Annotated in this window: 24 protein-coding genes; 11 read left to right on the top strand and 13 right to left on the bottom strand. The window is 74.6% G+C overall.

All coding sequences use genetic code 11. From position 1 onward, the window contains the following. Positions 1-208 precede the first annotated feature (208 nt). Positions 209-649 carry a hypothetical protein gene (locus AB7F12_RS01750; RefSeq protein WP_428517841.1) on the top strand — a complete coding sequence of 147 codons (441 nt, stop codon included), beginning with the start codon at positions 209-211 and terminating at the stop codon, positions 647-649. A 170-nt stretch (positions 650-819) separates the two neighbouring features. On the opposite strand, the gene AB7F12_RS01745 is transcribed toward AB7F12_RS01750, so the two are convergent. Genes AB7F12_RS01745 through AB7F12_RS01725 form a run of 5 tightly spaced genes read right to left on the bottom strand, consistent with a single transcriptional unit; the run spans position 820 to position 6,395 of the window. Next, positions 820-2,139: an amidohydrolase family protein gene (locus tag AB7F12_RS01745; RefSeq protein ID WP_428500526.1), complete on the bottom strand. Its 1,320-nt coding sequence runs from the start codon at positions 2,137-2,139 to the stop codon at positions 820-822. After that, positions 2,136-2,759, bottom strand: coding sequence for an NYN domain-containing protein (locus AB7F12_RS01740; RefSeq protein WP_428500527.1), 624 nt, complete (start codon positions 2,757-2,759; stop codon positions 2,136-2,138). The genes AB7F12_RS01745 and AB7F12_RS01740 overlap by 4 nt, the downstream gene beginning before the upstream one ends. Continuing rightward, on the bottom strand, positions 2,756-3,826 hold the full coding sequence (locus AB7F12_RS01735; RefSeq protein ID WP_428500528.1) for an ABC transporter ATP-binding protein: 1,071 nt from the start codon (positions 3,824-3,826) through the stop codon (positions 2,756-2,758). The genes AB7F12_RS01740 and AB7F12_RS01735 overlap by 4 nt, the downstream gene beginning before the upstream one ends. Then, the gene (locus tag AB7F12_RS01730) at positions 3,823-5,310 is read right to left on the bottom strand and encodes an ABC transporter permease (protein WP_428500530.1); all 1,488 of its coding nucleotides are present in this window, start codon (positions 5,308-5,310) and stop codon (positions 3,823-3,825) included. The genes AB7F12_RS01735 and AB7F12_RS01730 overlap by 4 nt, the downstream gene beginning before the upstream one ends. A gap of 38 nt (positions 5,311-5,348) precedes the next feature. After that, entirely contained in the window at positions 5,349-6,395 is a 1,047-nt protein-coding gene (locus AB7F12_RS01725; RefSeq protein ID WP_428500537.1) for an iron ABC transporter substrate-binding protein, read from the bottom strand. A 67-nt stretch (positions 6,396-6,462) separates the two neighbouring features. Between AB7F12_RS01725 and AB7F12_RS01720 the strand changes: the two genes are divergently transcribed. The 3 genes from AB7F12_RS01720 to paaI are packed head-to-tail and all read left to right on the top strand — an operon-like array spanning position 6,463 to position 8,894. Beyond that, positions 6,463-7,077: a response regulator transcription factor gene (locus tag AB7F12_RS01720; RefSeq protein ID WP_428500531.1), complete on the top strand. Its 615-nt coding sequence runs from the start codon at positions 6,463-6,465 to the stop codon at positions 7,075-7,077. A 1-nt stretch (position 7,078) separates the two neighbouring features. After that, a complete protein-coding gene (locus tag AB7F12_RS01715) occupies positions 7,079-8,455 on the top strand; it encodes a sensor histidine kinase (RefSeq protein WP_428500532.1) in 1,377 nt (458 codons plus the stop codon). A 43-nt stretch (positions 8,456-8,498) separates the two neighbouring features. Further along, positions 8,499-8,894, top strand: coding sequence for a hydroxyphenylacetyl-CoA thioesterase PaaI (gene paaI / locus AB7F12_RS01710; RefSeq protein WP_428500538.1), 396 nt, complete (start codon positions 8,499-8,501; stop codon positions 8,892-8,894). Positions 8,895-8,897: 3 nt separating this feature from the next. Here paaI and AB7F12_RS01705 read toward each other — a convergent pair whose 3' ends face one another. Both AB7F12_RS01705 and trmB read right to left on the bottom strand, forming a co-directional pair. Beyond that, positions 8,898-10,112, bottom strand: a complete 1,215-nt coding sequence (locus AB7F12_RS01705) for a nitric oxide synthase oxygenase (protein WP_428500534.1) — start codon at positions 10,110-10,112, stop codon at positions 8,898-8,900. Positions 10,113-10,129: 17 nt separating this feature from the next. Continuing rightward, positions 10,130-10,951 carry a tRNA (guanosine(46)-N7)-methyltransferase TrmB gene (trmB, locus tag AB7F12_RS01700; RefSeq protein WP_428516737.1) on the bottom strand — a complete coding sequence of 274 codons (822 nt, stop codon included), beginning with the start codon at positions 10,949-10,951 and terminating at the stop codon, positions 10,130-10,132. A 471-nt stretch (positions 10,952-11,422) separates the two neighbouring features. Between trmB and AB7F12_RS01695 the strand changes: the two genes are divergently transcribed. After that, complete coding sequence (locus AB7F12_RS01695; protein ID WP_428497159.1) at positions 11,423-13,366, top strand: DUF2339 domain-containing protein; 1,944 nt, start codon at positions 11,423-11,425, stop codon at positions 13,364-13,366. 82 nt (positions 13,367-13,448) lie between these two features. Here AB7F12_RS01695 and AB7F12_RS01690 read toward each other — a convergent pair whose 3' ends face one another. Together AB7F12_RS01690 and AB7F12_RS01685 are read right to left on the bottom strand one after the other, a co-directional pair. Next, positions 13,449-13,697: a hypothetical protein gene (locus AB7F12_RS01690; protein ID WP_428497158.1), complete on the bottom strand. Its 249-nt coding sequence runs from the start codon at positions 13,695-13,697 to the stop codon at positions 13,449-13,451. Next, on the bottom strand, positions 13,684-14,436 hold the full coding sequence (locus AB7F12_RS01685; RefSeq protein ID WP_428497157.1) for a hypothetical protein: 753 nt from the start codon (positions 14,434-14,436) through the stop codon (positions 13,684-13,686). The genes AB7F12_RS01690 and AB7F12_RS01685 overlap by 14 nt, the downstream gene beginning before the upstream one ends. Positions 14,437-14,561: 125 nt before the next feature. Here AB7F12_RS01685 and AB7F12_RS01680 point away from each other — a divergent pair, with 125 nt between their 5' ends. From AB7F12_RS01680 to AB7F12_RS01670, 3 genes are all read left to right on the top strand, one after another. Continuing rightward, positions 14,562-16,073 (top strand): TldD/PmbA family protein, encoded by a 1,512-nt coding sequence (locus AB7F12_RS01680; protein WP_428497156.1) that lies wholly within the window; start codon positions 14,562-14,564, stop codon positions 16,071-16,073. Then, positions 16,070-17,476, top strand: a complete 1,407-nt coding sequence (locus tag AB7F12_RS01675; protein WP_428497155.1) for a metallopeptidase TldD-related protein — start codon at positions 16,070-16,072, stop codon at positions 17,474-17,476. Before AB7F12_RS01680 ends, AB7F12_RS01675 begins: the two co-directional genes overlap by 4 nt. Before the next feature lie 418 nt (positions 17,477-17,894). Next, positions 17,895-18,203, top strand: a complete 309-nt coding sequence (locus AB7F12_RS01670) for a hypothetical protein (RefSeq protein ID WP_428497154.1) — start codon at positions 17,895-17,897, stop codon at positions 18,201-18,203. 7 nt (positions 18,204-18,210) lie between these two features. Here AB7F12_RS01670 and AB7F12_RS01665 read toward each other — a convergent pair whose 3' ends face one another. Together AB7F12_RS01665 and AB7F12_RS01660 are read right to left on the bottom strand one after the other, a co-directional pair. Beyond that, positions 18,211-18,627 carry a hypothetical protein gene (locus AB7F12_RS01665; RefSeq protein ID WP_428497153.1) on the bottom strand — a complete coding sequence of 139 codons (417 nt, stop codon included), beginning with the start codon at positions 18,625-18,627 and terminating at the stop codon, positions 18,211-18,213. A gap of 357 nt (positions 18,628-18,984) precedes the next feature. Next, a complete protein-coding gene (locus AB7F12_RS01660) occupies positions 18,985-19,521 on the bottom strand; it encodes a TetR/AcrR family transcriptional regulator (protein ID WP_428497152.1) in 537 nt (178 codons plus the stop codon). Positions 19,522-19,649: 128 nt separating this feature from the next. Here AB7F12_RS01660 and AB7F12_RS01655 point away from each other — a divergent pair, with 128 nt between their 5' ends. Continuing rightward, the gene (locus tag AB7F12_RS01655) at positions 19,650-21,224 is read left to right on the top strand and encodes an MFS transporter (RefSeq protein ID WP_428497151.1); all 1,575 of its coding nucleotides are present in this window, start codon (positions 19,650-19,652) and stop codon (positions 21,222-21,224) included. A gap of 32 nt (positions 21,225-21,256) precedes the next feature. On the opposite strand, the gene AB7F12_RS01650 is transcribed toward AB7F12_RS01655, so the two are convergent. Then, the gene (locus AB7F12_RS01650) at positions 21,257-21,895 is read right to left on the bottom strand and encodes a LysE/ArgO family amino acid transporter (RefSeq protein ID WP_428497150.1); all 639 of its coding nucleotides are present in this window, start codon (positions 21,893-21,895) and stop codon (positions 21,257-21,259) included. A 71-nt stretch (positions 21,896-21,966) separates the two neighbouring features. On the opposite strand from AB7F12_RS01650, the gene AB7F12_RS01645 reads away from it, so the two are divergent. Next, positions 21,967-22,884 carry a LysR family transcriptional regulator ArgP gene (locus AB7F12_RS01645; RefSeq protein ID WP_428497149.1) on the top strand — a complete coding sequence of 306 codons (918 nt, stop codon included), beginning with the start codon at positions 21,967-21,969 and terminating at the stop codon, positions 22,882-22,884. A gap of 270 nt (positions 22,885-23,154) precedes the next feature. Here AB7F12_RS01645 and AB7F12_RS01640 read toward each other — a convergent pair whose 3' ends face one another. Then, on the bottom strand, positions 23,155-24,111 hold the full coding sequence (locus AB7F12_RS01640) for a helix-turn-helix transcriptional regulator (protein ID WP_428497148.1): 957 nt from the start codon (positions 24,109-24,111) through the stop codon (positions 23,155-23,157). A 60-nt stretch (positions 24,112-24,171) separates the two neighbouring features. On the opposite strand from AB7F12_RS01640, the gene AB7F12_RS01635 reads away from it, so the two are divergent. After that, complete coding sequence (locus AB7F12_RS01635; protein ID WP_428497147.1) at positions 24,172-24,915, top strand: alpha/beta fold hydrolase; 744 nt, start codon at positions 24,172-24,174, stop codon at positions 24,913-24,915. The last annotated feature ends 44 nt before the right edge of the window (positions 24,916-24,959 follow it).

Below are 24,959 nucleotides of genomic sequence, written 5' to 3'. Positions count from 1 at the left end.
GTGATCATTCTGGCTGCGCCACTCTAACGAGGGAAATCGGCTCGAAACCCTGTAACGACGGCTCCGTGCCCGTTTCCACGGGCGTGTGTCCCCGTTGTGGGTGGCAGAGTGCGCCGAACGGCCCCACCCTCCGCGTCTGGTCGGACGGACGAGCCACGTGGCGCACATCGCAGGGGAAGGGACACCGGAGGTGGGCGTGACGGATCAGATGAGAGGCGTCGGGGCGGTCGTCGCACGGCGTCGGGTGATGCTCGGGGTCGAGGACAGTGGTCCGTTCCCGGGACGTCATGCCAGTCGCACCGAGATCGCGGCCGAGACGCCGATCTTCCACTCGCTCACCGCGGGAGGCTGGCGCAGCCGCCAGCAGGAGCCCGCCGCCGAGCGCCGCGTCCGGCGCAGCCGCCGCCCGCGCGAGGCCGACCCGCTCAGCGAGTTCCGCCGCGACCCGTTGACCGCGCCCATCCCGGCGCAGGCCTACACGGCGAGCACCCCGACGGCCCCGCGTCCGGGCCGGCACAGCGCCCACGCCCTGCCCGACGAGCTCGGCGAGCGGCGCCAGGAGCGTCGCGCCGAACGCCGCCGCCACAACGGCGGCCGGCACAGCCGCTACGAGGCGGCCATGCGCGCGGGGGTCGCATTGGGCTGGTGACTGTGCCCCTCCGGGAAGGCTGATCGGGTAGGGCCGGTCAGCCGCCGGAGGGGAACGGTGATCTGCTGGGGAGCGGGTCACCTGCACTACGCGGGCCGGGTGCCCGTGACGACCGGAGGGGAGACCCGGTCGTCACGGGCCTCGGCCTTCGCGCGTTGCGGGGCGCCGGGTCAGCCGGCGGTGTGCAGCCGCCGGGCGACGGCCCGGGCCCGGGCCAGCGCGGACGGGGCGTCCACCCGCGTCGGCTCCCCCGCGTCGAGGACCTGCTCGCCACCGACCCACACGTCACGCACCGCGCGGGCACCACCCGCCCACACCAGGTTGGACAGCAGCTGCGCGTCGTCGTCGGGATCGAGGAACGCCGCATCCTCCAGGTCGACGTGCACGAGATCGGCCCACGCGCCCGCCGCGAGCGTGCCGATGTCGGTGCGGCCCAACGCGGCGGCGCCGTCGCGGGTCGCGAGCAGCAGCAGGTCCGCGGCGGTGAGCGCCGCAGCGTTGCCGGTGCCGAGCCGGGCCAGCAGCCCCGCCAGCCGCGCCTGGTGCCAGAGGTCGAGATCGTCCCCGGACGCGGGGCCGTCGGTACCGAGGCCCACCCGCGCACCGGCCGCCCGCAACGCCGGGACCCGGGCGATCCCCGCCGCGAGCTTCCCGTTGGACCCGGGGCAGTGCGCGACCCCCGCGCCGTGCCGGCCCAGCAGAGCCACGTCGTCGTCGGAGAGCTGGACGGAGTGCGCCGCCAGCAACCGGCCCGCGAGCAGCCCCGACGACTCGAGCAGCGCCGGGACCGAGCCGAACGCCGCACGGACGTGCGCGTCCTCCTGCGCCGACTCGGCGACATGCATGTGTACGAGCGCATCCCGCTCCGCCGCGTGCTCGGCGATCGACGTCAACGCGGCCGCGGGCAGCGTGTACGCGGCGTGCGGGCCGTAACCCAGCTCGATCCGGTCGGCCGGGCCCGAGCGCAGACCGTGGGCGTCGATCCGCGCGGACACCTCGTCGCGCATCTGCTCCCAGCTGCCGAGCCGGTCCCAGCCCGGCGCGGCGATGATCCCGGGCGTCACGACGGCCCGCGCCCCGACGGTCAGGACCGCGTCGACGACGGCATCGGTGAAGAAGTACATCTCCGTGCTGGTGGTGCACCCGGTGCGCAGCAGCTCGATCCCGCCGGCGACCATCCCGGCGCGGACGTCGTCGGCATCCAGCAGCCCCTCCGCCGGCCACATGATGCCGACCAGCCACTCCATCAACGGCAGGTCGCCGCCCAAACCGCGCAGCACCGTCATCGGCGTGTGGCAGTGGGTGTTCACGAGCCCGGGCATCAGCAACCCCGGCAGCGCCCGGACCGGCGCGTCGGACGCCGGGGCCTGCACCCGCGGACCCACCCACGTGATGCGCCCGTCCGGCGCCACGTCGACGACGGCGTCGCGCACCACCGAGCAGTCCGCGTCGCAGGTCAGCGCGACCGGAGCGGTGAAGCGGACGGTCACCGACGCGGATCGAGCAGCGACCGCAGCGACCGGAACGGGGGCAGCCAGGCTCCGCCGTCGGGAAGCGTGTCGAGGGTCATGCGCGGCAACGGCTCGCGGAACACGCCGTCGATGTCCTCGAGGTCGACGAACTCGATCACCTCGGACTGCAGCGCGAACGTCGCGTACTCGCGGAAACCGATGACGGTGACGCCGGCGCCCTTGGCGACGAGAGCCTCGAGGGGCTCACGGAACGCGCGACCGTCGCCCGACGCGACGACGACGTGCTGCAGCACACCCTCGTCGGCGCGGAGCTGGATGTGGCGCAGCATGTCCTCGTCGACATCGGAGTCCTCGCTGGTCTTCGGCTTGGCGAAGACGGCGAAACCGACGTTGCGCAGCGCCTCGACCCACGGCCGCACGACCTCGGTGCTGCCGGGGACGACGTTGGTGAAGACGGTGGCCTCGGCGGTCGCCTCCGGGCCCGCGAGGTCGAGCAGCCACCGGCCGACCGCGTCGAACCGCGGCCGGAAGGTGGAGGTCGGACGCGCGCCGAGCAGCGAGCCGAGGCTCATGTCCATGTTCGGCGCGTCCCAGACCAGCAGCACCCGAGGTGGCGGCGACCCGCCGGACTCACTCATGCGTCGACCCTATCCGTGGTCGAGGGTGCCCCGGGCGCCCCGCCCGACCTCACCGGTGTGTCCGACGCGGCCAGGACGTGCACCGTTGCGGTGACGGCCACCGTCACCGGGTCGCCGGGCCGGGGCGGCCGGTCGCCGGCCGGGACGCGGACCGTCGCGGCGGTGCCGTCGGCCAGCAGCAGCCGCACGACCCGGGTGTGTCCGTGGAACTCCACACCGGTGACCTGCGCGGCCTCCCCGCCCTCCCCCAGCGTGACCTGCTCGGGGCGCACCACCGCGATGACGGCGCCCGTCAGCCCGGTGTCGTGGCGGACCGGGCCGAGTGCGGTGCAGGCGACCCGCCCGTCGCTGTCGCCGGGGACCAGGGTCGCGGCGCCGACGAACCTCGCGAGCCACTCCGTCGCGGGCGCGGCGTAGAGCCGTTCGGGCGCGTCGTCCTGCACGATCCGGCCCCCGTGCAGGACGGCGACGCGGTCGGACACCGACAGCGCCTCGTCCTGGTCGTGGGTGATGAGGACGGCGGCGGTCCCGGCCGCGCGCAGGGTGGCGACGACGTCGGCGCGCACGCTCGCGCGCAGGCCGGCGTCGAGGTTGGCGAAGGGCTCGTCGAGCAGGACGACGGCCGGTTCGGGAGCGAGGGCCCGGGCCAGGGCGACGCGCTGGCGCTGGCCGCCGGAGAGCTCGTGGGGCATCCGGTCGGCGAGCCCGCCCAGCGACAGCCGGTCCAGCAGCTCCGGCACCCGCGAGGCCCGCAACGACCGGCGCAGTCCGTAGCCGACGTTGCGCGCCACGGTGAGGTGCCCGAACAGCGCCCCCTCTTGCGGGACGAGCCCGATACCGCGGTGTTGCGGCGCGACCCGGGTGAGGTCGCGGCCGCGCAACGTGACGGTCCCCGCCGTGGCGGGGTGCAGCCCGGCGACGGTCCGGAGCAGCGTCGTCTTCCCGCTGCCGCTCACGCCGAGGACGCTGACGAACTCGCCGCCGTGGACGTCGAGGTCGACGTCGTGCAGGACCGGGGTGCGGTAGCCGGCCGAGAGCGCGCGCACGCGCAGGACGACGTCGTTCATCGCCGCCGCCCCCGTTCGGCCAGGAACCAGGCCGGGACGCTCGCGGCGAGGACGAGCAGCAGGGCCGCGGGCGCTGCGGCGCCGTAGGTGCCCAGCGAGGTGTGTTGCCACAGGTCCGTCGCCAGGGTGTCGACTCCGATGGGACGCAACATGAGGGTGGCCGGTAGCTCCTTCATCGTGGTGACCATGACCAGCAGCCCGCCCGCGGCGATTCCCGGCCACGCCTGGCGGCCCGTCACCGCGAACCAGGTGCCGACCGCCGAGCGGCCCAGGGTGCGCGAGACCTCCTCCACCGCGACCGGGACGCGTTCGACGGCGGCCCGGGTGGCGCCGATCGCCTTGGGCAGGAACAGGACCGCGTACGCGAACACGAGCACCACCGCCGTCTGGTAGAGCTCGGGGACCAGGCCGAGGGACAGGAACACCAGCGACAGTCCGACGACGATCCCGGGCAGCCCGTGCCCGAGGTAGGCCACCGACTCGACGACGCCGACGACCCGGCCGCGGTAGCGGGCGGCGAGCACCCCGACCGGCACTGCCAGCACGACGACCAGCGCTGCGGCCGCGGCGCCGAGCGCGAGCGTGGTGACGGTGCTGCGGGCGAGATCGGCCCAGTCCGGGGAGGTGCCGGCGCGCAGGATGCGACCCGCCAGCACACCCAGCGGGAGCAGCAGGGACAGCGCGGCCACGGCCGCGAGGCCCGTCGCCACCAGTGCGGTCGCCCAGGGACGCGCCGCCACGGGTTCGGACCGCCGGGTCGCGACGACCGCCCGCCCGACGGTGCTGCGGCGGCGGACCCGGCGTTCGGCCAGGACCAGCGCGAGGGCCAGCATCGTCAGCAGCAGGGCGAGGACGGCGGCGGTGACGCGGTCGAGGCTGCCGGTGTAGGACGAGTGGATCGCCCACGTGAACGCGGGGAAGCGCAGCAGCGCGGGGGCGCCGAAGTCGGAGAGCGTGTAGAGCGCGACGAGCAGGGACCCCGCCAGCGCGGCGGGCACGACCTGCGGGAGCGTCACCGTCGTGAAGGCGGCGACCGGGCCACGACCCAGCGTGCGGGCGACGTCCTCGGGTCCGGTGTCGGCCAGCCGCAGGGCGGCCAGCACGGGGATCGTCACGTACGGGGTGCACGCCAGCACCATGACCCCGACCAGCGGCCAGAACCCGTTGATCCCCGGCCACGCGGCCAGCCACGCGAACGCCGTGATGTAGGACGGCATCGCCAGCGGCAACGACGCCAGCACCCACCACAGCCGGGGTGCGGGCAGCCGGACCCGCACGACGAGCACCGCTGTTGCGACGCCCAGCACGAGGCAGCCCACGCACACCGCCGCGACCAGCAGCACCGTGCCGGCGGCGAGCTCCCACGTCCGCGGCCGGGTCAGGACGTCGACGACCCGGTCGCCGCCTGCCTGGCCCGCCCGCACGACGAGGTAGACCAACGGGAGCGCGGCGAGCGCGGCGACCGCCGCGCCCGCCGCGAGCAATGGCCGAGGTGCTCTCGACCGTGAGCGGGACCGAATGGTCAGACCAGCCCTTCCTGCGTGAGCATCGCGACCGTCTCCTGGACCGACGACAGCTTCGCCAGGTCGATGTCGGGGCCGCCGAGACGCTCCAGCGGCGGCACGGCCTTCGGCGCGCCGTTACCTGCGACCAGGGGGTACTCGGCGGTCTTCTCGGCGAAGTACTTCTGCGCCGGCGGTGAGACGAGGAACTTCACGAACTCCGCGGCCTCCGGCGACTGGGCCGCACCGGTGAGGATGCCCGCGCCGGTCACGTTGACCAGGGCGCTGACCGAGCCCGGGTCGCCGAACTTGAGCTGTGCGCGCAGCGTTGCCGGGTCGGTCTCCGACCGCGCCCAGTAGTAGTGGTTGATCAGGCCCACGCCGGCGGTACCGGCGTTGACGGCCTCCAGGATCGCGCCGTTGTTGCGGTGGATCTGGACGTCGTTGGCCTTGAGGCCCTTCACCCAGTTACGGGCGGCCTCCTCGCCGGCGCTCACCCGCAGCGCGGTGACGTGGGCCTGGAACGAGGCGTTGGTCGGCGCGATCGCCACCTTGCCCTTCCACTGCGGCTCGACCAGCTTCGTGATGTCGCCGGGGACCTGGTCGGCGGAGTAGGTGGCGCTGTCGTAGGCGACGACGCGCGCCCGGCCGGTCAGGCCGACCCACAACCCGTCCTTCGAGGTGTAGTTGGCCGGGACGGCGGAGGTGACGTCGGCGGGGAGCTCGGTGAGCCGGCCCGCGTCGGCGACCGCACCGAGGGCGCCCGACTCCTGGGACAGGAAGACCTGCGCCGGGGTGCGGTCGCCTTCCTCGAGCAGCTGCGCCGCGAGCTCCGTCGTCGATCCGTACCGGGTCTCGACCTTGATCCCGGACGCCTGCTCGAACTGCTGGATCAGCGGGGCGACCAGCGCCTCCTCGCGACCTGAGTAGACGACGAGCGTCCGCTCGCCGGAGGCCCCGGTCGTTGCGGGCGCGGCGGGCGTGGAGCCGCCGCCACAGGCCGAGAGGGCCAGCGCCGCGGTGAGTGCGCCGGCCAGCAGGCCGAACCGTCGCCGTGGTGAGGACATCGCAGTCACACCTGATCCTTTGCGGATGGTTGAGGAGGAAAGGCTTAGGTGAGGCTAAACTTCTGGTATGCCCGAGTCGTCCCCCCAATATTTGGGGGATCGCACGTCCGTCTTCGTGCTCGACGACCACCGCGTCTTCACCGATCTGCTGTCGCTGACCCTCGGCATGCAGCCCGACCTACGCTGCGTCGGCGTCGCCCACACCCTCGACGACGCCTTCCGGCTCGCGGCCATCACCGAGTTCGACGTCGCGATCGTCGACCGCCGCCTCCCCGACGGCGACGGCCTCACCTTCCTGCCCTGGCTGCGCACCGTGCGCCCGGACGTCCGCACTGTCGTCCTCACCGCGCACCCCCGCGCCGAGGCCGCCGAACAGGCCTTCGCCGAAGGTGCCGCCGCCTTCCTGCCCAAGGACGGCTCCCTCAGCGAGATCCTCGACGCCGTCCGCGGCGGCGCACCCGCCTGCGTCCACCCGCACCTCACCGCCCGTGAGAAACAGGTGCTCGACGCGCTGGCCCTCGGCCTCGACGCCCACCGCATCGCCGCCGAACTCGGCATCTCCCTGCACACCACCCGCGACCACATCAAGGTCCTGCTCGGCAAACTCGACGCCCACACCCAGCTCGAAGCCGTCGTCGTCGCCCACCGGCTCGGCGTCGTCGCGCTGTCCGGCCCGCGCTGACGTGCGCCGCGCCGTCCGCCGGGCGCTCGTCCGGCACGCCGTGCTCACCGCCGTCGTCACCGCCGTCGTCTCGGGCATCACCGTCGGCGGGCTGTGGCTGTTCGCCGGCGGCGAGGCCAACCGCACCGCCCGCGACGTCGCCGGCCGTGTCGCCACCGCCGTCGTCGTCTCCCTCGCCGCGCACCACTACGACCCGGTCGCCCCCACCTCCCGCGACGAGGTCCTCGCCGGCCTGTCCCCCTTCATCGACTCCGGGATGCTCGCGCGGGCCAAGATCTGGCGGGTCATCGGCGACCAGGTCCAGGTCGTCGTGTCCGACGAACCCCGGATCGAGGGCGAACGCCGCCGCTTCGACGCCGACCTCGCCCGCCGCCTCGACGCCGGCGAGATCGTCGTCCTCGAGGTCCCCGACGACCCCGGGCACCGCTACGAACGTGCCGACGACTGCACCCTGCTCGAGGCGCTCGTCGGCTTCCGCGACGCCTGGGGCGTGCCCATGCGCCTCGAGGTGTACGTGCCCGTCGACACCGCCGCGACCGTCCGCAGCGCCATGGCCGACCTCCTCCCACTGGTCATCGGCAGCCTGCTCGTCCTCGCCGCCGCCACCGTCCCGATCACGCTGTCGCTCGCCCGGCGCGTCGAACGCGACCAGCGCGAACGCCAGGCGGTCCTGCACTACGGCCTCGCCGCGTCCGAACGCGAACGCCGCCGCCTCGCCCAGGTCCTCCACGACGGTGTCGTCCAGGACCTCGCCGGTACCGGCCTGCTCCTCGACGCGCTGCTCCTCGACGAGACCGCCGACAGCCGCCGCGAGCTCCTCGCCCGGGCCCACGGCCTCGTCGAACGCGCCGTCGCACTCCTGCGGGGCCTGCTCACCGAGCTCTCCCCCGGCGGCCTCGACACCCCCGACGTCCGCACCTCGCTGCAGGAGCTGGCCGCCGAACACCAGCGCACCGCCTCCCACGTGCGCCTCGAGACGGACGTGCGGATGACCGACGAGCCCGACGCCCAGGTCGTCGCCCTCCTGCACCGCATCGGCCGCGAACTCCTGCGCAACGCCGTCCGGCACGGCGCCCCCGGCGTCGTCCGCATCGAGGTCGACGCCCCCGGACCCGGTCGTGTCCGCATGACCGTCACCGACGACGGCCGCGGGTTCGACCCCACGGTCGCCCCCGAGAGCGGCCACATCGGGCTGCGGCTCGTCGGGCTCGCCGTCGAGGAGTGCGGCGGAACCCTGACGACGCACAGCGCGCCCGGCGCCGGGACCGCCATCGCGGCGACGCTGCCCGCCAGGCTGCCCGCCGGGCTCCCTGCGACGCTGCCCACCGGGCTCCCTGCGGCGGCGGGCCCGGGGCAGACTGGCGACCGTGGCACCTGAGAACCCCGACGCCGTCCGTGTCGCCCGCGCGGCCGCGGCCGCGATGGAGTACGCCGACGTCGCCGCCCGCGAGGCCGGGGTCCGGCTCGTCGACGTCGGCCCCGGCCACGCCACCACCGCGCTCACCGTGACCGACAAGCACCTCAACGGCCACGGAATCTGCCACGGCGGGTACGTCTTCCTGCTCGCAGACGCGGCCTTCGCATACGCGTGCAACAGCTTCGGGGTGTCGACGGTCGCCGCCGGCGCCGACGTCACCTTCCTGCGGCCGGGTGCCGCCGGGGAGGAGCTCGTCGCCGAGGCGCGCCGTCTCGGTGGGGCGGGCCGCTCCGGGCTCTACGACGTCACCGTCCGCGCCGGGGACGCCGTCGTCGCCGAGTTCCGCGGTCGCAGCCGGGCCGTGCCCGGTCTCCCGGCGCCGCCCCCGCCGCCGGCCTGACCCCTACAGGTCCGCCGCCGGGGGCAGGAACGCGGGTCGCTCGTCGGGGCGGGGGTCGTCGTAGTACCGGTGGAACACGCTGGTCAGGCCACCCGACATCGGCGGCACGATCCACGTCCAGTCGGCCGCGCACGACCGGCCCGCCTTCTCCTCCTTGGCCAGGTGCGCGAGGAAACGGTCCGACTCCGTGTGGTGGTCGGCCATCGTCACCCCCGCCTCGTCGAACGAGTGCTGCACCGCCCGCGTCAGCTCCACCAGCGCACGGTCGCGCCACAACGTCCGCACCGAGCTCGTGTCCAGCCCCAGCCGCGCCGCGATCGCGGGCAGCAGGTCGTAGCGGTCGGCGTCGGCCAGGTTGCGGGCACCGATCTCGGTGTTCAGGTACCAGCCGTTGAACGGAGCCGCCGGGTACCGCACCCCGCCGACGACGAGCGGCATGTTGCTGATCGCCGGGACCGCGTGCCAGCGCAGCCGCATGTCGGCGAACCACTCGTGGTCGGGATGGGTCAGCGGCACCTCGAGCACCGCGTCGGCCGGAAGCTCGTGCAGCGAGGGGCGGCCGTCCGGGCCCGAGACCAGCAGCGGTAGGACGTCGAAGCGGCCGCGTGGCTCCGGCCGCCGCCAGCCCAGCTCCTCGACGAGATCGGTGAAGTCGGCCAGCCGGGGATCGCCGCGGACGGTGCCGTCGGGAAACCGGTGCCCCGCATAGCGGACGAGCTGCTCGTTGTGGATGCGCGGACCGGGGCGTTCCGGCACGTCCGGCGCGAACACGGTGATCGACGACCGGATCCGCCCACCCCGGGTCGCCTCGCGCAGATGGGCGATGCACTCGGCCGCCACGTCGCCCGCCGCGGTGATCTGGCGGCGGTCGCGCACGTGCAGCGTCTTCCAGTACAGCCGCCCGATGCAGCGCGCGGAGTTGCGCCACGCCACCCGGGCGCCGAACGCCAGCTCCGCCTCGGTGTGCCGGTAGGTGCCCGTCGCCGCGATCTCGTCGAGCACCGCGGCCCGCCGCTGCGCGGGCGGCTCCGCGTCGGCCCCCGCCGCATCCTCCGCCTCGACGAGCTCCAGGAACTCGACGGCCTCGTCCGGGTCGACCGGCTGCGGACCCGGGTCGGGTGCACCCCCGTCGGGCCGGCCGCGGCCGGTCATCGGGCAGCGCTGCTCGGGGAGCCCCTCCGATGTCGATGATCCGTAACCGTTGACCACTGCGGTCACGGACAGCCTCCAGAGAGTCACTCGATGGATACAGGGAGCGTTCCTGAATCTTTGTACATGGTGACTGTGAGTGTGTCAGCGTGCCCCTGGTGTAACACTCGTTCGTACATCAGGTCTGAAACCGCTCGTTTGTCCGCGACCGCCCGCTGTTCGAACTTGGACACCGGCCGCCATGCGGGGCGGGGCAGGAAACCGTCCGGCCCGACCCCCGCCGCCCGCCGCAGCAACGGTTCGGCGTCGGCCACCTCGCGCATCTGGACGGCGTAGTCGGCCCAGTCCGTCGCCATGTGCAACGTCGCCTCGGGCCGCAGCCGCGACGCCGCCAACGCCACGAAGTCCGGCTGCACCAGCCGACGCTTGTGATGGCGCCGCTTCGGCCACGGATCAGGGAAGAAGATGCGGACCCCGTCGAGCGAACCCTCCGGCACGCACGAGTCCAGCAGCGCCACCGCGTCGCCCCTCAGGAGCAGCAGGTTCCTCAGCCCGGCGTCCTCGATCCGCAGCAACAACTGCGCCAGCCCGGGCTCGAACACCTCGACCGCGAGGTGGTCCACCTCCGGCGCGGCAGCCGCCAACGCCGCCGTCGTCTCCCCCATGCCCGACCCGATCTCCAGCACCACGGGCACCTCGCGGCCGAACCACGCAGCCGGCGCGAACGGCTCCCGCCCGCCGACGAGGTCCTCGACGTCCCGGCCGAACCTGCCCCACAGCCGCTCCCACGCCGACTGCTGGCCCTCGGTCAGCCGGTTGCGCTGATGGACGAAACTCGGGATCCGGTCCGTCCGTCGCGCGCCGCCGCCGGCTTCCGCATCGGTCACGGTCTCGGGGCCCACTGTCATCGTCTCCGGAGTGTCGGTCGGGTGCGGTTGGGGTTGGCGGCCCGATTCTCCCCGACGCGCGTGCAGCCCCGACGGGGCCCGGTCCACACGTTGTAACCGATCCGTGACCTCCGCAGGGGGCAACTACGCATCCGCGTCGCGCTGGAGATCGTCATTCTCTCCGGTGTGTCCGATTCGCAGGTGACAGACGACAGGCTCGCCGCCGTCGCCGCCGAGCTCGGCAGGCTGGGACGGCGGCTCGACGACCTCGGCGGCGAACTGCTGTCGCTCAGAGGGACACCGCCGGATCCGGCGCCGGACGGGGGGTCCGGAGCCGGGTCCGGCACGTCGGGGGGATCGGCATCGGGGCCCGCCCCCGCGCCCGATCGCGAGGTCGCGGCACCACCCGCTGCCTCCGCTGCGGCCCCCGCCCCCGCTGCGCCCCCCGCCTCCGCTGCGCCCCCTGTGCCGGGGGTGCCCCCGGTTCCCGCGGTGCCCCCGGGTCCCGCGGGCCCGCCGCCGGCTCGGCCCCAGGCCCCCGGTGGGCTCATCCCGGGTGCGAAGCCGTGGCCCGGCAACCGGCCCGGCACCGCACCCGTCGGCGACAGCCGGCAGTACCCGCCCGCAGGCCACGGCGCGCCCTGGAACCGGCACCAGCCCCCCGCGCCCTACACCGCACCCCACCCACCGGCCGCACCCCGGCAGAACTGGACCGCCTCCCTGTCCGGCGCGCGGCTGCTCGCCTGGACCGGCGGCGCCGTCACCCTTCTCGGCGTCGTCATGCTGCTCGTCCTCGCCGCCTCCCGCGGCTGGTTCTCCCCCGGCGCCCGCCTCGTCGCCGGCGCCGCGCTCGGACTCGTCCTCATCGGCCTCGCCGCCTGGCTGCACCGCAAGGAGACCGCCCGCGCCGGCGCCGCCGCCGTCGCCGGCACCGGCGTCGCCGCCCTCTACCTCGTCGTCGGGTCCGCCACCGCCCAGTACGGCTTCGTGCCCCCCGCCGTCGGGCTCGGCCTCGCCGTACTCGTCGCCGCAGGCGGACTCGGCCTCGCCGACGTCTGGCGCCTCCAGGCCCTCGCCATCGGTGCCGTCGTCGGCGCCGCCGTCCTCGCCCCGATCGTCACCCAGGGCTGGGTCCCGCTCCTCGGCGGCCTCATCGTCGTCCTCGAGATCGCCGCCGGAGTCGTCGCGCTGCGCCGCACCTGGCCGTGGCTGCTCGTCGCCGGCGCCGGCTGGGCCGTCCTCTACACCGCGCTCGCGGCCGGCGTCGCCCCCTCGTCCGCGCTCTGGGCCGCCGGCGCCTCCGCCATCGCGGCCCTCGTCGTGGGCGTCGTCCTCGCCCTCTATGCACTGGTCAAGCGGGACATGACGCCCGCCCACGGCGTCCTCGCCTCGGCCGCCCTGCCCACCCTCGTCCTCGCCGGCCGCCTCGGCGGCTGGGGCGGCGCGGCCCTCGCCGCCGGTGCCGCCGTGCTGATGCTCGGCGTCGCGCTCGTCCCGTCCTTCAACCGGCCCATCCGCGTCGTCTCGCTCGCCGTCGGTGCCGTCGCACTCCTCGTCGCGACGTCACTGCCCTTCTCCGGCGAGGTCGCCGTCGCCGTCATCGTCGGCGAGGCCATCGGGTTCACCGTCGCCGCTGCCCTGCTGCGCAGCCGCATCACCCTGATGTTCGCCGCAGGCTTCGCCGTCCTCGGCGTGCTCGGTGCCGTGGCCCAACCCCTCCCGCCCACCGTCCTCGCCCTCTTCCCCATGCCCCCCTTCGTCCGGGGCGACCTGCCGCAGCAGGGCGCGCTCGTCACCGGCCTGCTCGTCGCGGTGCTGCTCGTCGGGCTCGCCGTCGCGTTGCTCGTCACCTTCGAACGCACCGGGCTCCTCGGCTCCGGCGACGGCCGGACCGCCCTCTGGGTCATCACCGGGCTGGTCGGGCTCTACGGCCTCACCGGCATCGCCGTCGCGCTCGCCGTGCTGATCTCGCCCGACCGCGGCGGGTTCGTCGCCGGACACGCCGTCGTCACGGTGTCCTGGACGGTCCTTGCCCTCGTCCTCCTGGCCCGCGGCATCCGCAACACGCCGCTGCGTGTCGCCGGGCTCGTGCTCGTCGCCGCGGCCGTCGCCAAGCTGATCCTCTTCGACCTGGTGTCCCTCGACGGCCTGGCCCGCGCCGGAGCGTTCCTCGGCGCCGGGCTGGTCCTGCTGGCAGCGGGCGTCCGGTACGCGCGGCTGGTCGCCGAGGCGGAGCAGGCCGAGCACCCGGCCCCGACCGGGGCAGCCCCCGGTCCGCCCGTCCCGGCGGGCGCGGTCGCCCCGGCCCGGCCGGCGCCGCCCACCCAGGGCCACCCGCCGGCGCAGGGACAGCCCCCCGCCCAGGGTCAGGCGTCGCCCGGCCAGGGTGGTCGTGACACCTGGGGCCCGCCCCAGGAGCCCGGCAACCGCCGCTGACCTCCGGCGCCACACCTCCACCGGGGGTGTGGCGCCGTCGTCGACGACCCGCGGACCGACCACACGCGCGCCCGGCCGCGCGTCACCAGGGCCACAGCCACGACCACCACCGGCCGCGCGGCTCCACCCCCGGCACGTCGTCGACGACCAGCACCTCGTCCGTCAGGCCGTCGCCGTCGAGGTCCATGTGCAGCGCCAGGTCGAGGTCGTCGACCACCGCGAGGGTGTCGACGACACCGTCCGCGTCCGTGTCCGCGCCCAGATCCACCGGCAGCCCAGGGGCCCCGGGCGCGTCGAGATCGTCGGCCAGCACCGGATCATGGTCGGGCACGGGCACTCCCCTCCGCCGCGAGCGCGGCCAGCTCGTCGTCGATCGCCGCCAGCCGGGCCGCGACCGCCACGTCGAGTGCCGCGACGACCCGCTGCTCCACGTGCACCAGCCTCGCGACCAGTGCCGATGTCGCTGCGGCCCGGACCACCGCCGCCACACCCGGAATCCATTGCCGCAGCCGGGTCCGCTCCGCGGCCACCCACCTCGTCGCCACGGTCACCCCCAGCAGGACCGCCCCGCACCCCACCGCCGGGCCGACAGTCCCGGTGACCGCGGGGGCCCCGACGATCGGCACCCCCAACCACGGCAGCACCGTCCGCGACCCCGACAGGACCTGCCACGGGCGGGCCGGCGGCGGCACCGACGGCAACGTGAGGTCGGTGGCTTCCGGCGGACCGGTGTCGACGACGTCCATCGGCAGCCCCCGCACCGTCGCGATCCGGCGCAGCTCCGGCAGCAGCCGGCCCTCGACCCGCTGCACCACCAGGTCGACCGCCCGGTCCGCGGCCGCCCGCGCATGCTCGGGGAAGCGGGCCCGGTCGGCCCGGCCCGCCCGGTCGAGGTACCGCGTGGACTCGGCGGTCAGCGCCCCCACGACCGTCGTGACCTGCATCGCGGCCGACGCCCGGGCCAGTCCGCAGACCGTGTGGACCTCCGCCCGGTGCCCCGCCAGCCCCGCCCGCTGCGCCGTCAGCTCGGCGCGACGCATCCGCACCGCCTCGGCGTACCGGTCGACCATGGGCGCACGTTCGCAGGCCGGCGTGCGCCGTGACGGTGGTTCGCGCACATCCTTCACGTCCGCGAACGCGCGCGGGGTCGTACCGACTGTCGATCTTTGTCGGGGGTCCTCGGTAGGTTGCAGGCGTGGCTCCTGATCCGAGGATCGACCCGGCGTTCCGGGACCTGCCGCTCGACGCGCTGGCCGATGCGGCGCTCTCGCGTGCTCGCGAGCTCGGCGCGCAGCACGCCGACGTCCGGGTGGAGCGGATCGTCTCCCAGTCCATCTCGCTGCGCGACGGTTCGGTCACCGGGGTGTCGGACTCGACGTCGGTGGGGCTGGCGGTGCGTGTGGTGGTCGACGGGGTGTGGGGTTTCGCCTCGCACGTCGAGCTGACGCCGTTGCGCGCCGCGGAGACGGCGGCGCAGGCCGTGGCGGTGGCGCGCACGTTGGCGCCGGTCGCGCGGGAGCGGGTCGAGCGGGCCGACGAGCCGGTGCACGTGGGTGAGTGGGTGTCGGCCTACGAGGTCGACCCGTTCGCCGTGCCCACGCGGGAGAAGGTCGAGCTGCTCACGGAGTGGTCGCAGCGGCTGCTGGCGGCCGACGGGGTCGACCATGTGCAGGCGTCGGTGTCGCAGGTGCGGGAGAACAAGTTCTACGCCGATCTGGCGGGTACGCGGACGGTGCAGCAGCGGGTCCGGATCGAGCCGGGGTTCACGGCCACGGCGGTCGACCGGGCGGCGGGCGGCTTCGAGACGATGAGCACCCTGGCCCCGCCGACCGGGCGTGGCTGGGAGTACGCCACGGGCACCGGGTGGGACTGGGACGGCGAGCTGGCCACGATCCCGGAGCTGCTGGCGGAGAAGACGAAGGCGCCGTCGGTGCAGGCGGGCCCGACGGACCTGGTGATCGACCCGACCAACCTGTGGCTGACGATCCACGAGTCGATCGGGCACGCCACGGAGTACGACAGGGCGATCGGCTACGAGGCCGCCTACGCGGGCACGAGCTTCGCCACACCCGACAAGCTGGGCACACTGCGCTACGGGTCGCCGATCATGCACGTCACGGGCGACCGGACGGTGGAACACGGGCTGGCGACGGTCGCGTTCGACGACGACGGGGTGGCCACCACGGAGTGGGACCTGGTGCGCGACGGCGTGCTCGTCGGCTACCAGCTCGACCGGACGTTCGCGCCGCGGCTCGGCCTGCAGCGGTCCAACGGCTGCGCCTTCGCCGACTCGCCGCACCACGTGCCGATCCAGCGGATGGCCAACGTGTCGCTGCAGCCCGACCCGGAGCACGACACGACGACCGAGGAGCTGATCGGCCGTGTCGAGCGCGGCATCTACGTCGTCGGCGACAAGTCCTGGTCGATCGACATGCAGCGCTACAACTTCCAGTTCACCGGGCAGCGGTTCTACCGGATCGAGGACGGCCGGCTGGCGGGCCAGCTGCGCGACGTCGCCTACCAGGCCACGACCACCGACTTCTGGGGCTCGATGGAGGCGGTGGGCGGCCCGTCGAGCTGGCGGCTCGGTGGGGCGATGAACTGCGGAAAGGCTCAGCCGGGGCAGATCGCCCCGGTCAGCCACGGGTGCCCGCCCGCCCTGTTCCGCGGGGTCAACGTCCTCAACACGCAGGAGGAGGCGTCATGACGGTGCTGCCGCCGCAACAGATCGTCGAGCGGGTCCTCGGTGCGGGGCGCTCGGCCGCCCCCGACGTGGCCGGTCGGGTCGTGCTCGTCTCCGAGACCAGCGAGGCGGTGCTGCGGTGGGCCAACTCGACGATGACGACGAACGGCCTCGGCACGTCGCGCCGGACGACGGTGATCTCGCTGGTCCGGGTCGAAGGCGGCACGGCGGCCGGCGTGGTCAGTTCCAGCGCGGCGGTCACCGATCCGCTGCAGCTCGACGAGCTGGTCACGGCCAGCGAGAAGGCGGCGCGCGACGCGGGCCCGTCGCGGGACGCGGCGGAGCTGCCCACCGACGTCGTCGACGACCCCGCGTGGACCGAGCCGGCGGCGGGGACGTCGATCGAGGTGTTCGGCGACCTCGCGACGGGTCTGGCCGACGTCCTGGCGGGCGACCTGCGGCACTACGGCTTCGCCAGCCACTCGCTCACCACGATCTGGCTGGGCACGTCGGCGGGTGTGCGCCGGCGGTGGGTGCAGCCGACGGGGTCGGTGGAGCTCAACGTCAAGACGCCCGATCTGGAGGGGTCGGCGTGGACGGCGGTGGGTACGGCCGACTTCACCGACGTCGACGTGGTCGCGCTGGCGGCCGACGCGTCGCGGCGCCTGGAGTGGGGCGCCCGCCGCACGGCGCTGCCCGCGGGCCGGTACGAGACGGTGCTGCCGCCGTCGGCGGTGGCTGACCTGATGGTCTATCTGGCGTGGTCGATGGAGGGCCGGGCTGCGCAGGAGGGCCACAGTGCGCTGTCGGGTCCCGACGGTCCGCGCGTCGGCGAACGCCTCACCGAGCTGCCGCTGACGCTGACGAGCGACCCGACGGCCCCCGGGTTGGAGTACGAGCCGTTCCTGGTCACCACGAGCTCGGGTGGCGGGACGAGCGTGTTCGACAACGGCGCCCCGACGCGGCGGGTCGACTGGGTGCGCGAGGGCGTCGTCAACGAGCTCGTGTACTCCCGGGCGGAGGCCGCCGAGTTCGGCACGTCGTTCACCCCCGCCGGCGACAACCTGGCGCTGACGGGTGGGCCGTCGGGGTCGGCGGCGTCGATCGACGAGATGGTCGCGGGCACCGAGCGTGGGCTGTTGCTGACGTGCCTCTGGTACATCCGTGAGGTCGACCCGACGAGTCTGCTGCTCACGGGCCTGACCCGCGACGGGGTGTACCTGGTGGAGAAGGGGGAGGTCGTCGCCGAGGTGGAGCACAACTTCCGGTTCAACTACTCCCCGCTCGACGTGCTGCGCCGCGCGACGGAGGTCGGTGCGACGGTGCCGACGGTGCCGCGGGAGTGGAAGGACTGGTTCACCCGCGCGGCGATGCCCCCGCTGCGGGTGCCGGACTTCAACATGTCGTCGGTATCGCTGGGCCGCTGACCGCGGGCCGCTGTCGCCCGGGACCCTCCACTCCCGGATCACCGCGCCCGGTGGCCCCGGGTCGCTGCGCCGGAGGGCCGCGCCCGGTGGCCGCCGAGGTCGGCACGCACGTGATCCGGTGCGCCCGCGAGTCGGCGGGTGTCGGACCGGCGACGCGAACTGCCGAACGGGTGAGGCTGGTGAGGCGCCGGGGCCGGGGATCCGGGCGCCGAGCGGTTGGGGCCCCGGTGGGCGTCCAGCCCGGTGACGGATCGGCGCAGGTCCGTGCCGATTCGGCGGCACGCGCGGCGTGCCGCGGCCGTGCCGGGCCCGCGATGCCTCACCCTGGACGCCTGCACCCGCACCAACGCACGAACAGAGCAAGCCGTCCTGGTACCCGCCGATGCCGTCGCGGTCCGCTAGTAGAGGGAGTCCGTCCGTGTCGTCGTACGACGTGGTCAGTGCCTACACGCTGGTGATCGGTGACGACACCGGTGAGCCGACGGTGAGTGTGCACGGCTGCGCGTCGGCGGCGTGGCGTGAGCTCGACCGCGAGGTCCGGGCGCGGTCGCGCATGCGTCCGCGGCCGCGTCGGGTGGTCGACGAGGAGTCGGCGACCCGCCTGGCGTCGGCGTGGCGGGCGGCGGACCCGGAGTCGCGGTTCTGGAACGTCACCGCTCACCGCCTGCCCATCCTGCTGCCGGTGATCGCGCGCAGCGCCGGCCCGGTGACGGCCCGGACCGGTTGAAGAGGGCTCAGTTGGGCGGCGGCGGAACGGGTTCGCCGCCTGCGGGACGGCTCTTCTGCTCGGCGATCCGTACCTGGACGTTCTCCGCGGTGATGGCGGCGCGGCGGCGTTCGCGGACGCGGAAGAGTACGAGCATCGACACGCCGTAGGCAATGCCGACGATGACGAGTACGACGCCGAACTTGGTCACCATCGTCTGCAGGACGCCTTCGACGGGCACGTCGATCGTGGAGATGATCGCGAGCACGCCGAGCGTGAGCAGGTGGAACAGCACGGTGAGCAGGAGGTTCAGCGAGCGGGCCGTCTCCTTGCTCTGGAAGACCTCTTCGAGGAACGGTTCGCCGGAGAGGAACAGCACCCGGCCGACGGCCACGGTGAGGGCGAGCGCGACGACGAGGAACACCAGGTACTGACCGGTGGTCACGTGGGGCCTCCTGCGTTCGGTGTCGTGTCGTCGGCGCTGTCAGGAACCTGTACCCGGTGGGTGCGTCCATCATGCGCCGGGGCGTGCCGGATTCCGATCCCTTTCGTCACATCCGGTGCTGTCGTGGTCACGATGCGTCGGTCGTGTCGCTGTGCGCGGTGGTCTGCTCGACGAGCCCGGCGGGCGAGCCGGGACGCGCCGGTGCCGGGGGTGGGCCCGACGAGTGGGACGCCGTTCTCGCGGCGGGCCATGACGTGGTCGAGGGCGTCGATGCAGCGGTCGGCGCCGGCGGTAACGGTGCGGGTACCCGACGTCGAGGTCCGCGCGTTCCTGTCGGGCGTCCCCCCGCGGACCGCGTCAGCGTGTGAGCAGGCCGCGCAGGACGCCGACGAGGTCCTCCACGTCGCCGACGCCGGTGAGTGGCGCGCCGGTGAGGGTGCGCAGGTAGAGGCCGTCGCCGACGAGCTGGACGAGCCAGGCGAGCAGCGGGTCGGGGACCTCGGCGCGCAGGGCGGCGAGGCCGTCGGCGTCCACGGCGGCCAGCGCGTCGCGGGCGGTGATTCCGGTGGGGCTGGAGTCGGCGATCCGGAGGGCGGCGAGGTAGGTGCGGGTGAGTCCGGCGGGTGAGGCGCGACCGGGGACCGAGGTCCGCAGGTAGTAGGCGACGGCGCCGTCGGGGTCGGCCTTCATGGCGTCGGCGTCGGCGGCGCTGCGGTCGCGGAGCCGGTCGAGCAGGCCGGCGGCGAGGGCGTCCTTGGAGGCGAAGTGGTAGAGCAGGCCGCCCTTGGAGACGTCGGCGGCCGCGGCGACGGCGTCGAGGGTCGTGCTGCCGGGGCCGGCTTCGATCAGCAGCGTCTCGTAGGCGTCGAGGACGCGATCACGGGCGCTCGGCACGCGGGAAGTCTAGGCGCCTCGGGGTGGCACGTCGCACATCTGGCTCATGGCGGGAACGACCAGCGATTCTGTACCGTCTGGACGGTACAGAACTCCCCTTGTTCGTTCACGCCCCGAGGACCTTCGCCATGACCGTCGCGATCCCGCGCGTCCCCACGCGCCCGACCCCGGCTCCACGCGCCGGCCACCGCCGGTGGCTCGCGCTCGCCGTGCTGTTCCTGCCGACGCTGCTCGTCGCCGTCGACAACACGATCCTGAGCTTCGCGCTGCCCGCGATCACCACCGCGCTGTCGCCCGGCGCGGCCACGCTGCTGTGGATGGTGGACGCCTACCCGCTCGTGCTCGCCGGGCTGCTCGTCACCATGGGCACGATCGGGGACCGCGTCGGGTCGCGGCGCATGCTCGTCATCGGCGTCACCGGGTTCGGCGTCGTGTCGCTGGCCGCCACGTTCGCCACCGACGCCGGCCACCTCGTCGCCGCCCGCGCACTCCTCGGGTTCTTCGGCGCGATGCTGATGCCGAGCACGCTCGCGCTCGTCCGGACCCTGTTCGTCGACCGCGACGAGCGCCGGCTCGCTCTCGCGATCTGGGCGACGGGCTTCGCCGCGGGCGCCGCCCTCGGCCCGCTCGTCGGCGGGGCCCTGCTCGCGCACTTCTGGTGGGGCTCGGTCTTCCTGGTCAACGTGCCCGTCACCGCGCTGGTGGTGGTCCTCGCGCTGTTCCTGCTGCCCGAGTCCGCGCGGGTCCGCCGCGGCCGCCTCGACCTCGGCGGCGTCGTCCTGTCGATGGCCGCGGTCGTGCCGGTCGTCCTCGCGATCAAGCTCGTCGCGTCCGGTGGCTCGGCCGCGGTGGTCGCGGCGGCACTCGTCGTCGGGGTCCTCGCCGGCGCGGCGTTCGTCCGGCGTGCCCGCAGGCTCGCCGCCGCCGGCCGCGAACCCGTCCTCGACCTGCGGCTGCTCGCGTCGCCGGTGCTGCGCATCGCGATGCTCGCCAACCTGACCACGATGCTCGCCCTCACCGGGCTGCTCTTCTTCGCGGCGCAGTACCTGCAGCTCGTCCTCGGGCTCGGCCCGATGCGATCGGGCGTGCTGCTGCTGCCCGGGTTCGCGGCGACGGTCGTCGCCGGGCTGGTCGCGGCGTGGTTGGCGCGCCGGTTCCCGATCCGGGTCCTCGTGCCCACGGGCCTCGCCACTGCCGCCGTCGGCTACGCGTCGTGCGTGCTGCTCGGCGCGTCCACGGGCGCAATGGTGCTGCTGGTGGCGGGCGTGTTCGTCGGCGCCGGGATCGGGCTCACCGAGACCCTGACCAACGACGTCGTCCTCACCGCCGCCCCCGTCGAGCGTGCCGGGTCGGCATCGGCGATGTCGGAGACCGCCTACGAGCTCGGCGCCGTCCTCGGCACCGCGGCGCTCGGCGGTGTCCTGACCGCGGTCTACCGCGGCGCCGTCGACGCGCCCGCCGGTCCGGCGCGGGAGACCCTCGGCGGCGCGGTCGACTCCGCCGACCCGGCCGTGATCGAGTCGGCGCGGGCGGCATTCGCCCTGGGTGTCGACGTCACCGCCGTCCTCGGTGCGGCAGTCCTCGCGGCGATGGCCATCGCGGCGTGGCTGGTGCTGCGCCGCCACACCCGGCCCGCCGCCGCCCCGGCCCCGGCGGACCGGCCGCAACCCGAGTGCTGCGGATCGGGTGCGACGCAGCCGTGACGTGGCGCCCACCGGCCGAGAAGGTCCGTGGGTCAGCCCACCAGGAGCCCGACGCCGAGCACCAGCATCGTGACGGCGACGCCGCCGTCGAGCACCTGCCACGCCCGCGGTGAGCGCAGCCACCGGCCGGCGAGCCGGGAGCCGAAGGCGAGCGTCGCGAACCAGACGACGCTGGCGGCGACGCACCCCGCCGCGAACCACCACCGGTTCGCGCCGTGGGTGCTGCCGATGGTCCCGAGCAGGAGTACGTCCAGGTAGACGTGCGGGTTGAGCCAGGTCAGCGCCAGGCAGGTGGCGAGCACGGGTGCGAGCGGGCGGATGCGGACCGCCGTCGCCGTCGCGCCCTGCGGCACCGTTGCGGGCCCGGTGCCGGCGTCGAGGGCCGCCCCCGACGGCCGCCACGCCCGGCGCGCCGCCAGCAGCCCGTAGCCGACGAGGAACGCCGCGCCCGCCCAGCGCACGACGGTGACGAGCCACGGCGCGGCGGCCAGGACCGCGCCGACGCCCGCGACCGACAAGGTGATCAGGACGGCGTCGCTGAGCATGCAGGCCAGCGCCACGGCGGCCACGTGCTCGCGGCGCACCCCCTGGCGCAGCACGAAGGCGTTCTGCGCGCCGATGGCGACGATGAGCGACAGGCCGAGTCCGAGGCCGGAGAGCAGAGCGGGCACGTCCGTCGACGCTAGGAGCGCTGTCCCCGGCAATCCAGCTCAGGATTCTTCAGCACCATTAGCCTGGCTTCATGAGGCTGCCCCACGACCTGGTGGAGACGGTCGCGACGATCGTCGACGAGGGCACGTTCGAGGCCGCGGCGGCGCGGCTGCACCTGACGCCGTCGGCGGTCAGCCAGCGGGTCCGCCGGCTCGAGGACCGGCTCGGCCGCATCCTGCTGGTGCGGTCGAAACCGGTACGTCCCACCGAGGCGGGCGCGGCGGTCGTGCGGCTGGCCCGGCAGACCGCACTGCTCGAACACGAGGCGCTCTCCGGGCTCGGCGCCGGGGAGACCGAGCGGACCGCGCTCGCGCTCGCCGTCAACGCCGACTCCCTCGGCACCTGGTTCCTCGCCCCGCTCGCCCGGGTCGCGCGCAGGTACCCGGTCGTGTTCGAACTGCACCGCGACGACCAGGACTTCACCGCGGGCCTGCTCGCCGACGGCACCGTGACCGCGGCGGTGACCGCGCAGGGCACACCCGTCGCAGGCTGCGCCGTGACCCCGTTGGGCGTCATGCGCTACGACGCCGTGGCGGCGCCGGAGTTCGCGGCGCGCTGGTTCCCCGGCGGTGTGACGCCCGAGGCGCTGGCGCGGGCACCGCTGGTCGACTACGACCGTCGCGACGACCTTCAGACCCGCTGGCTGCGCTCCCGTGGTGTCGACCCGGATGCGCCGCCGCGCAATCTCGTGCCCGCGACCAGCGACTTCGCCACCGCGGTGCGGTTGGGTCTGGGGTGGGGGCTGCTGATGCCGGCGCAGTCCCGCGATCCGGCGCCGGGGGGTGAGCTGGTGGGCCTCGGGGGTCCGCCGGTGACGGTCCCGCTGTTCTGGCAGCGCTGGCGGCTGCGTTCGCCGTTGCTCGACGCCGTCGCTGCCGAGGTGGCCGCCGAGGCAGCGACGGCCCTCGACCAGCCACCGATCAAGCGCCCGTCCCCGAGCGTGTCGTGAGCGCCGTCCGCCCGCGCTGACGACACGTCCGGCAGGTGGTCCGGGGGCAGCGCCGGCCCGTGCCGCCGACGCACACGCACCGGGCAGGTCGGGGAACGGCGCGTCCGGCAGTGCCCTGATCGGCGGCCGTGTCATGCGAGCGATCGAGCCGCGCTGATGACACGCCGGATCGGGTGACGTCCCACGCAACCGCGCCGGCGCACCGGGCGGGTCGTGGGAGCGGCCCGACCGCGCTGAGAACACGGCGGGTGCCGGACGGCCACCACGACGTCAGGGCGGTGTCACCTGGCGCAGGAGCCGCTCGGCCAGCGCGCGGACCTCTGCCCGCAGGTCGGCGGGAGCGACGACGGTGAAGCCCACGCCGAGGCCCGCGAGCATCCGGGCAGCGCCGTCGAGGTGTTCGGCGCGTCCGGTGAACAGCGTTCCGGACGGATGGGGCGCAAGGGTTCCCGCGCTCCGGGGCACGAGCCGGCGGGCCTCGTCGACGGGGACGTGCAGCACGACCTCCATCGCGTGCGCCCAGCCCGCCGCGGCGATGCCGGCGACGACCTCGTCGGCGGCGTCGAACCCGGCGGGCGGCGCCGTCCCGGGTCCGAGGACGTCGACGCGGGAGACGCGGTCGACGCGGAAGTTGCGGACGTCGTCGCGGTCGCGGTCGTGCCCGCTGACGTACCAGCGCCCGGCGTGGAAGGTGATGCCCCAGGGGTCGAGCTCGCGCCGGGAGGCCGTCCCGCTCCAGGAGCGGTAGGCGAACCGGACCCTGACCCGGTCGCGGGCGGCGGTGCCGAGCGCGAGCAGGACGCCGGCGTCGGGCGGGGTGGCGGGGTGGGCGGGGGCGGTGAAGCCGAGCACGTCGGCGACGGCTCGGACCTGGTCGCGGACGGCGTCGGGCAGGACGCGTTCGAGCTTCGCGCGGGCGCTCGCGACGGCGGGTGCGGCCGCGTGCAGGCCGGTGCGCTCGGCGGCGAGCAGACCGAGGACGACCGCGACGGCCTCGTCGCCCGACAGCATCAGCGGTGGCAGCCGGTAGCCGGGGAGCAGCCGGTAGCCGCCGTGCCGACCGCGGCGGGCGACGACGGGGACGCCGAGCTCGTCGAGGGTGCGCACGTGGCGTCGGACGGTGCGTTCGTCGACGTCGAGGCGCTGGGCGAGTTCGGGTCCGGTGAGGCCGGGGCGGGCCTGGAGGAGTTCGAGGAGGGCCAGGACGCGGCTCGCGGAGGAGGCCATGCGGCGATTCTCGCCGAAACAGGACGGTTTCGGCCCGGTTAAGTTCCTACAGTCCCGGACATGGCGACATACGTGCTGGTCCCGGGGTTCTGGTTGGGTGCATGGGCGTGGGACGGGGTGGCGGCCCGGCTGCGCGCCGACGGTCACGACGTCCACGCGGTGACGCCGTTGGGCGTCGGGGAGCGGGCCACGACGGCCGACGTGAGCGCCGACGACCAGGTCGCGGACATCGTCTCGATCCTGCGCGCGACGTCGGCTCCGGTGGTGCTCGTCGGGCACAGCGGCGCCGGCCCGGTGGTGGTCGCCGCGGCGGAGAAGGCGCGTGGGCGCGTCGCGCACCTGGTGCTCGTCGACACCGGTCCGCTGCCGGACGGTATGGCGCACATCGACTTCCACGAGCCGCCGGTGCAGGAGTGGATCCGCGCGCGGATCGCCGCCGACGACGGCTGGTACCCCGTCCCGGACGTGGACCGGCTGCGCGCGTGGGGAGTGAGCCTGGACGGGCTGGACGACGACACGCTGGAGACGATGTGGGCGGGCGCGACCCCCGAACCGGGCGGGGTCGTGACAGGATCGGCGTCGCGCGGGACGAACGACCCGACGCTGCCGAAGACTCTCGTCGCGAGCAGCTTCCCGTCCGGGCAGGTGCGGGCGCTCGCGGCGGCGGGGGTGCCGGCGTTCGTGGAGCTGGCGGGACCCGAGTGGGACATCCGGGATCTTCCGACGGGCCACTGGCCGATGCTCTCGGAGCCTGACGCGCTCGCCGCCGTGCTCCAGGGCGTGGGCGCCGTCACGATCATGTGACAGCCGTGTGAATCGATCTTCGAGCAGGCCGGATCTTCCTGTGC

It is taken from the genome of Pseudonocardia sp. (genome assembly GCF_050250275.1).
Lineage (GTDB): Bacteria > Actinomycetota > Actinomycetes > Mycobacteriales > Pseudonocardiaceae > Pseudonocardia.
The sequence above is the reverse complement of the archived record's forward strand: the minus strand, read 5'-3'. Positions and strand labels throughout refer to the sequence as shown.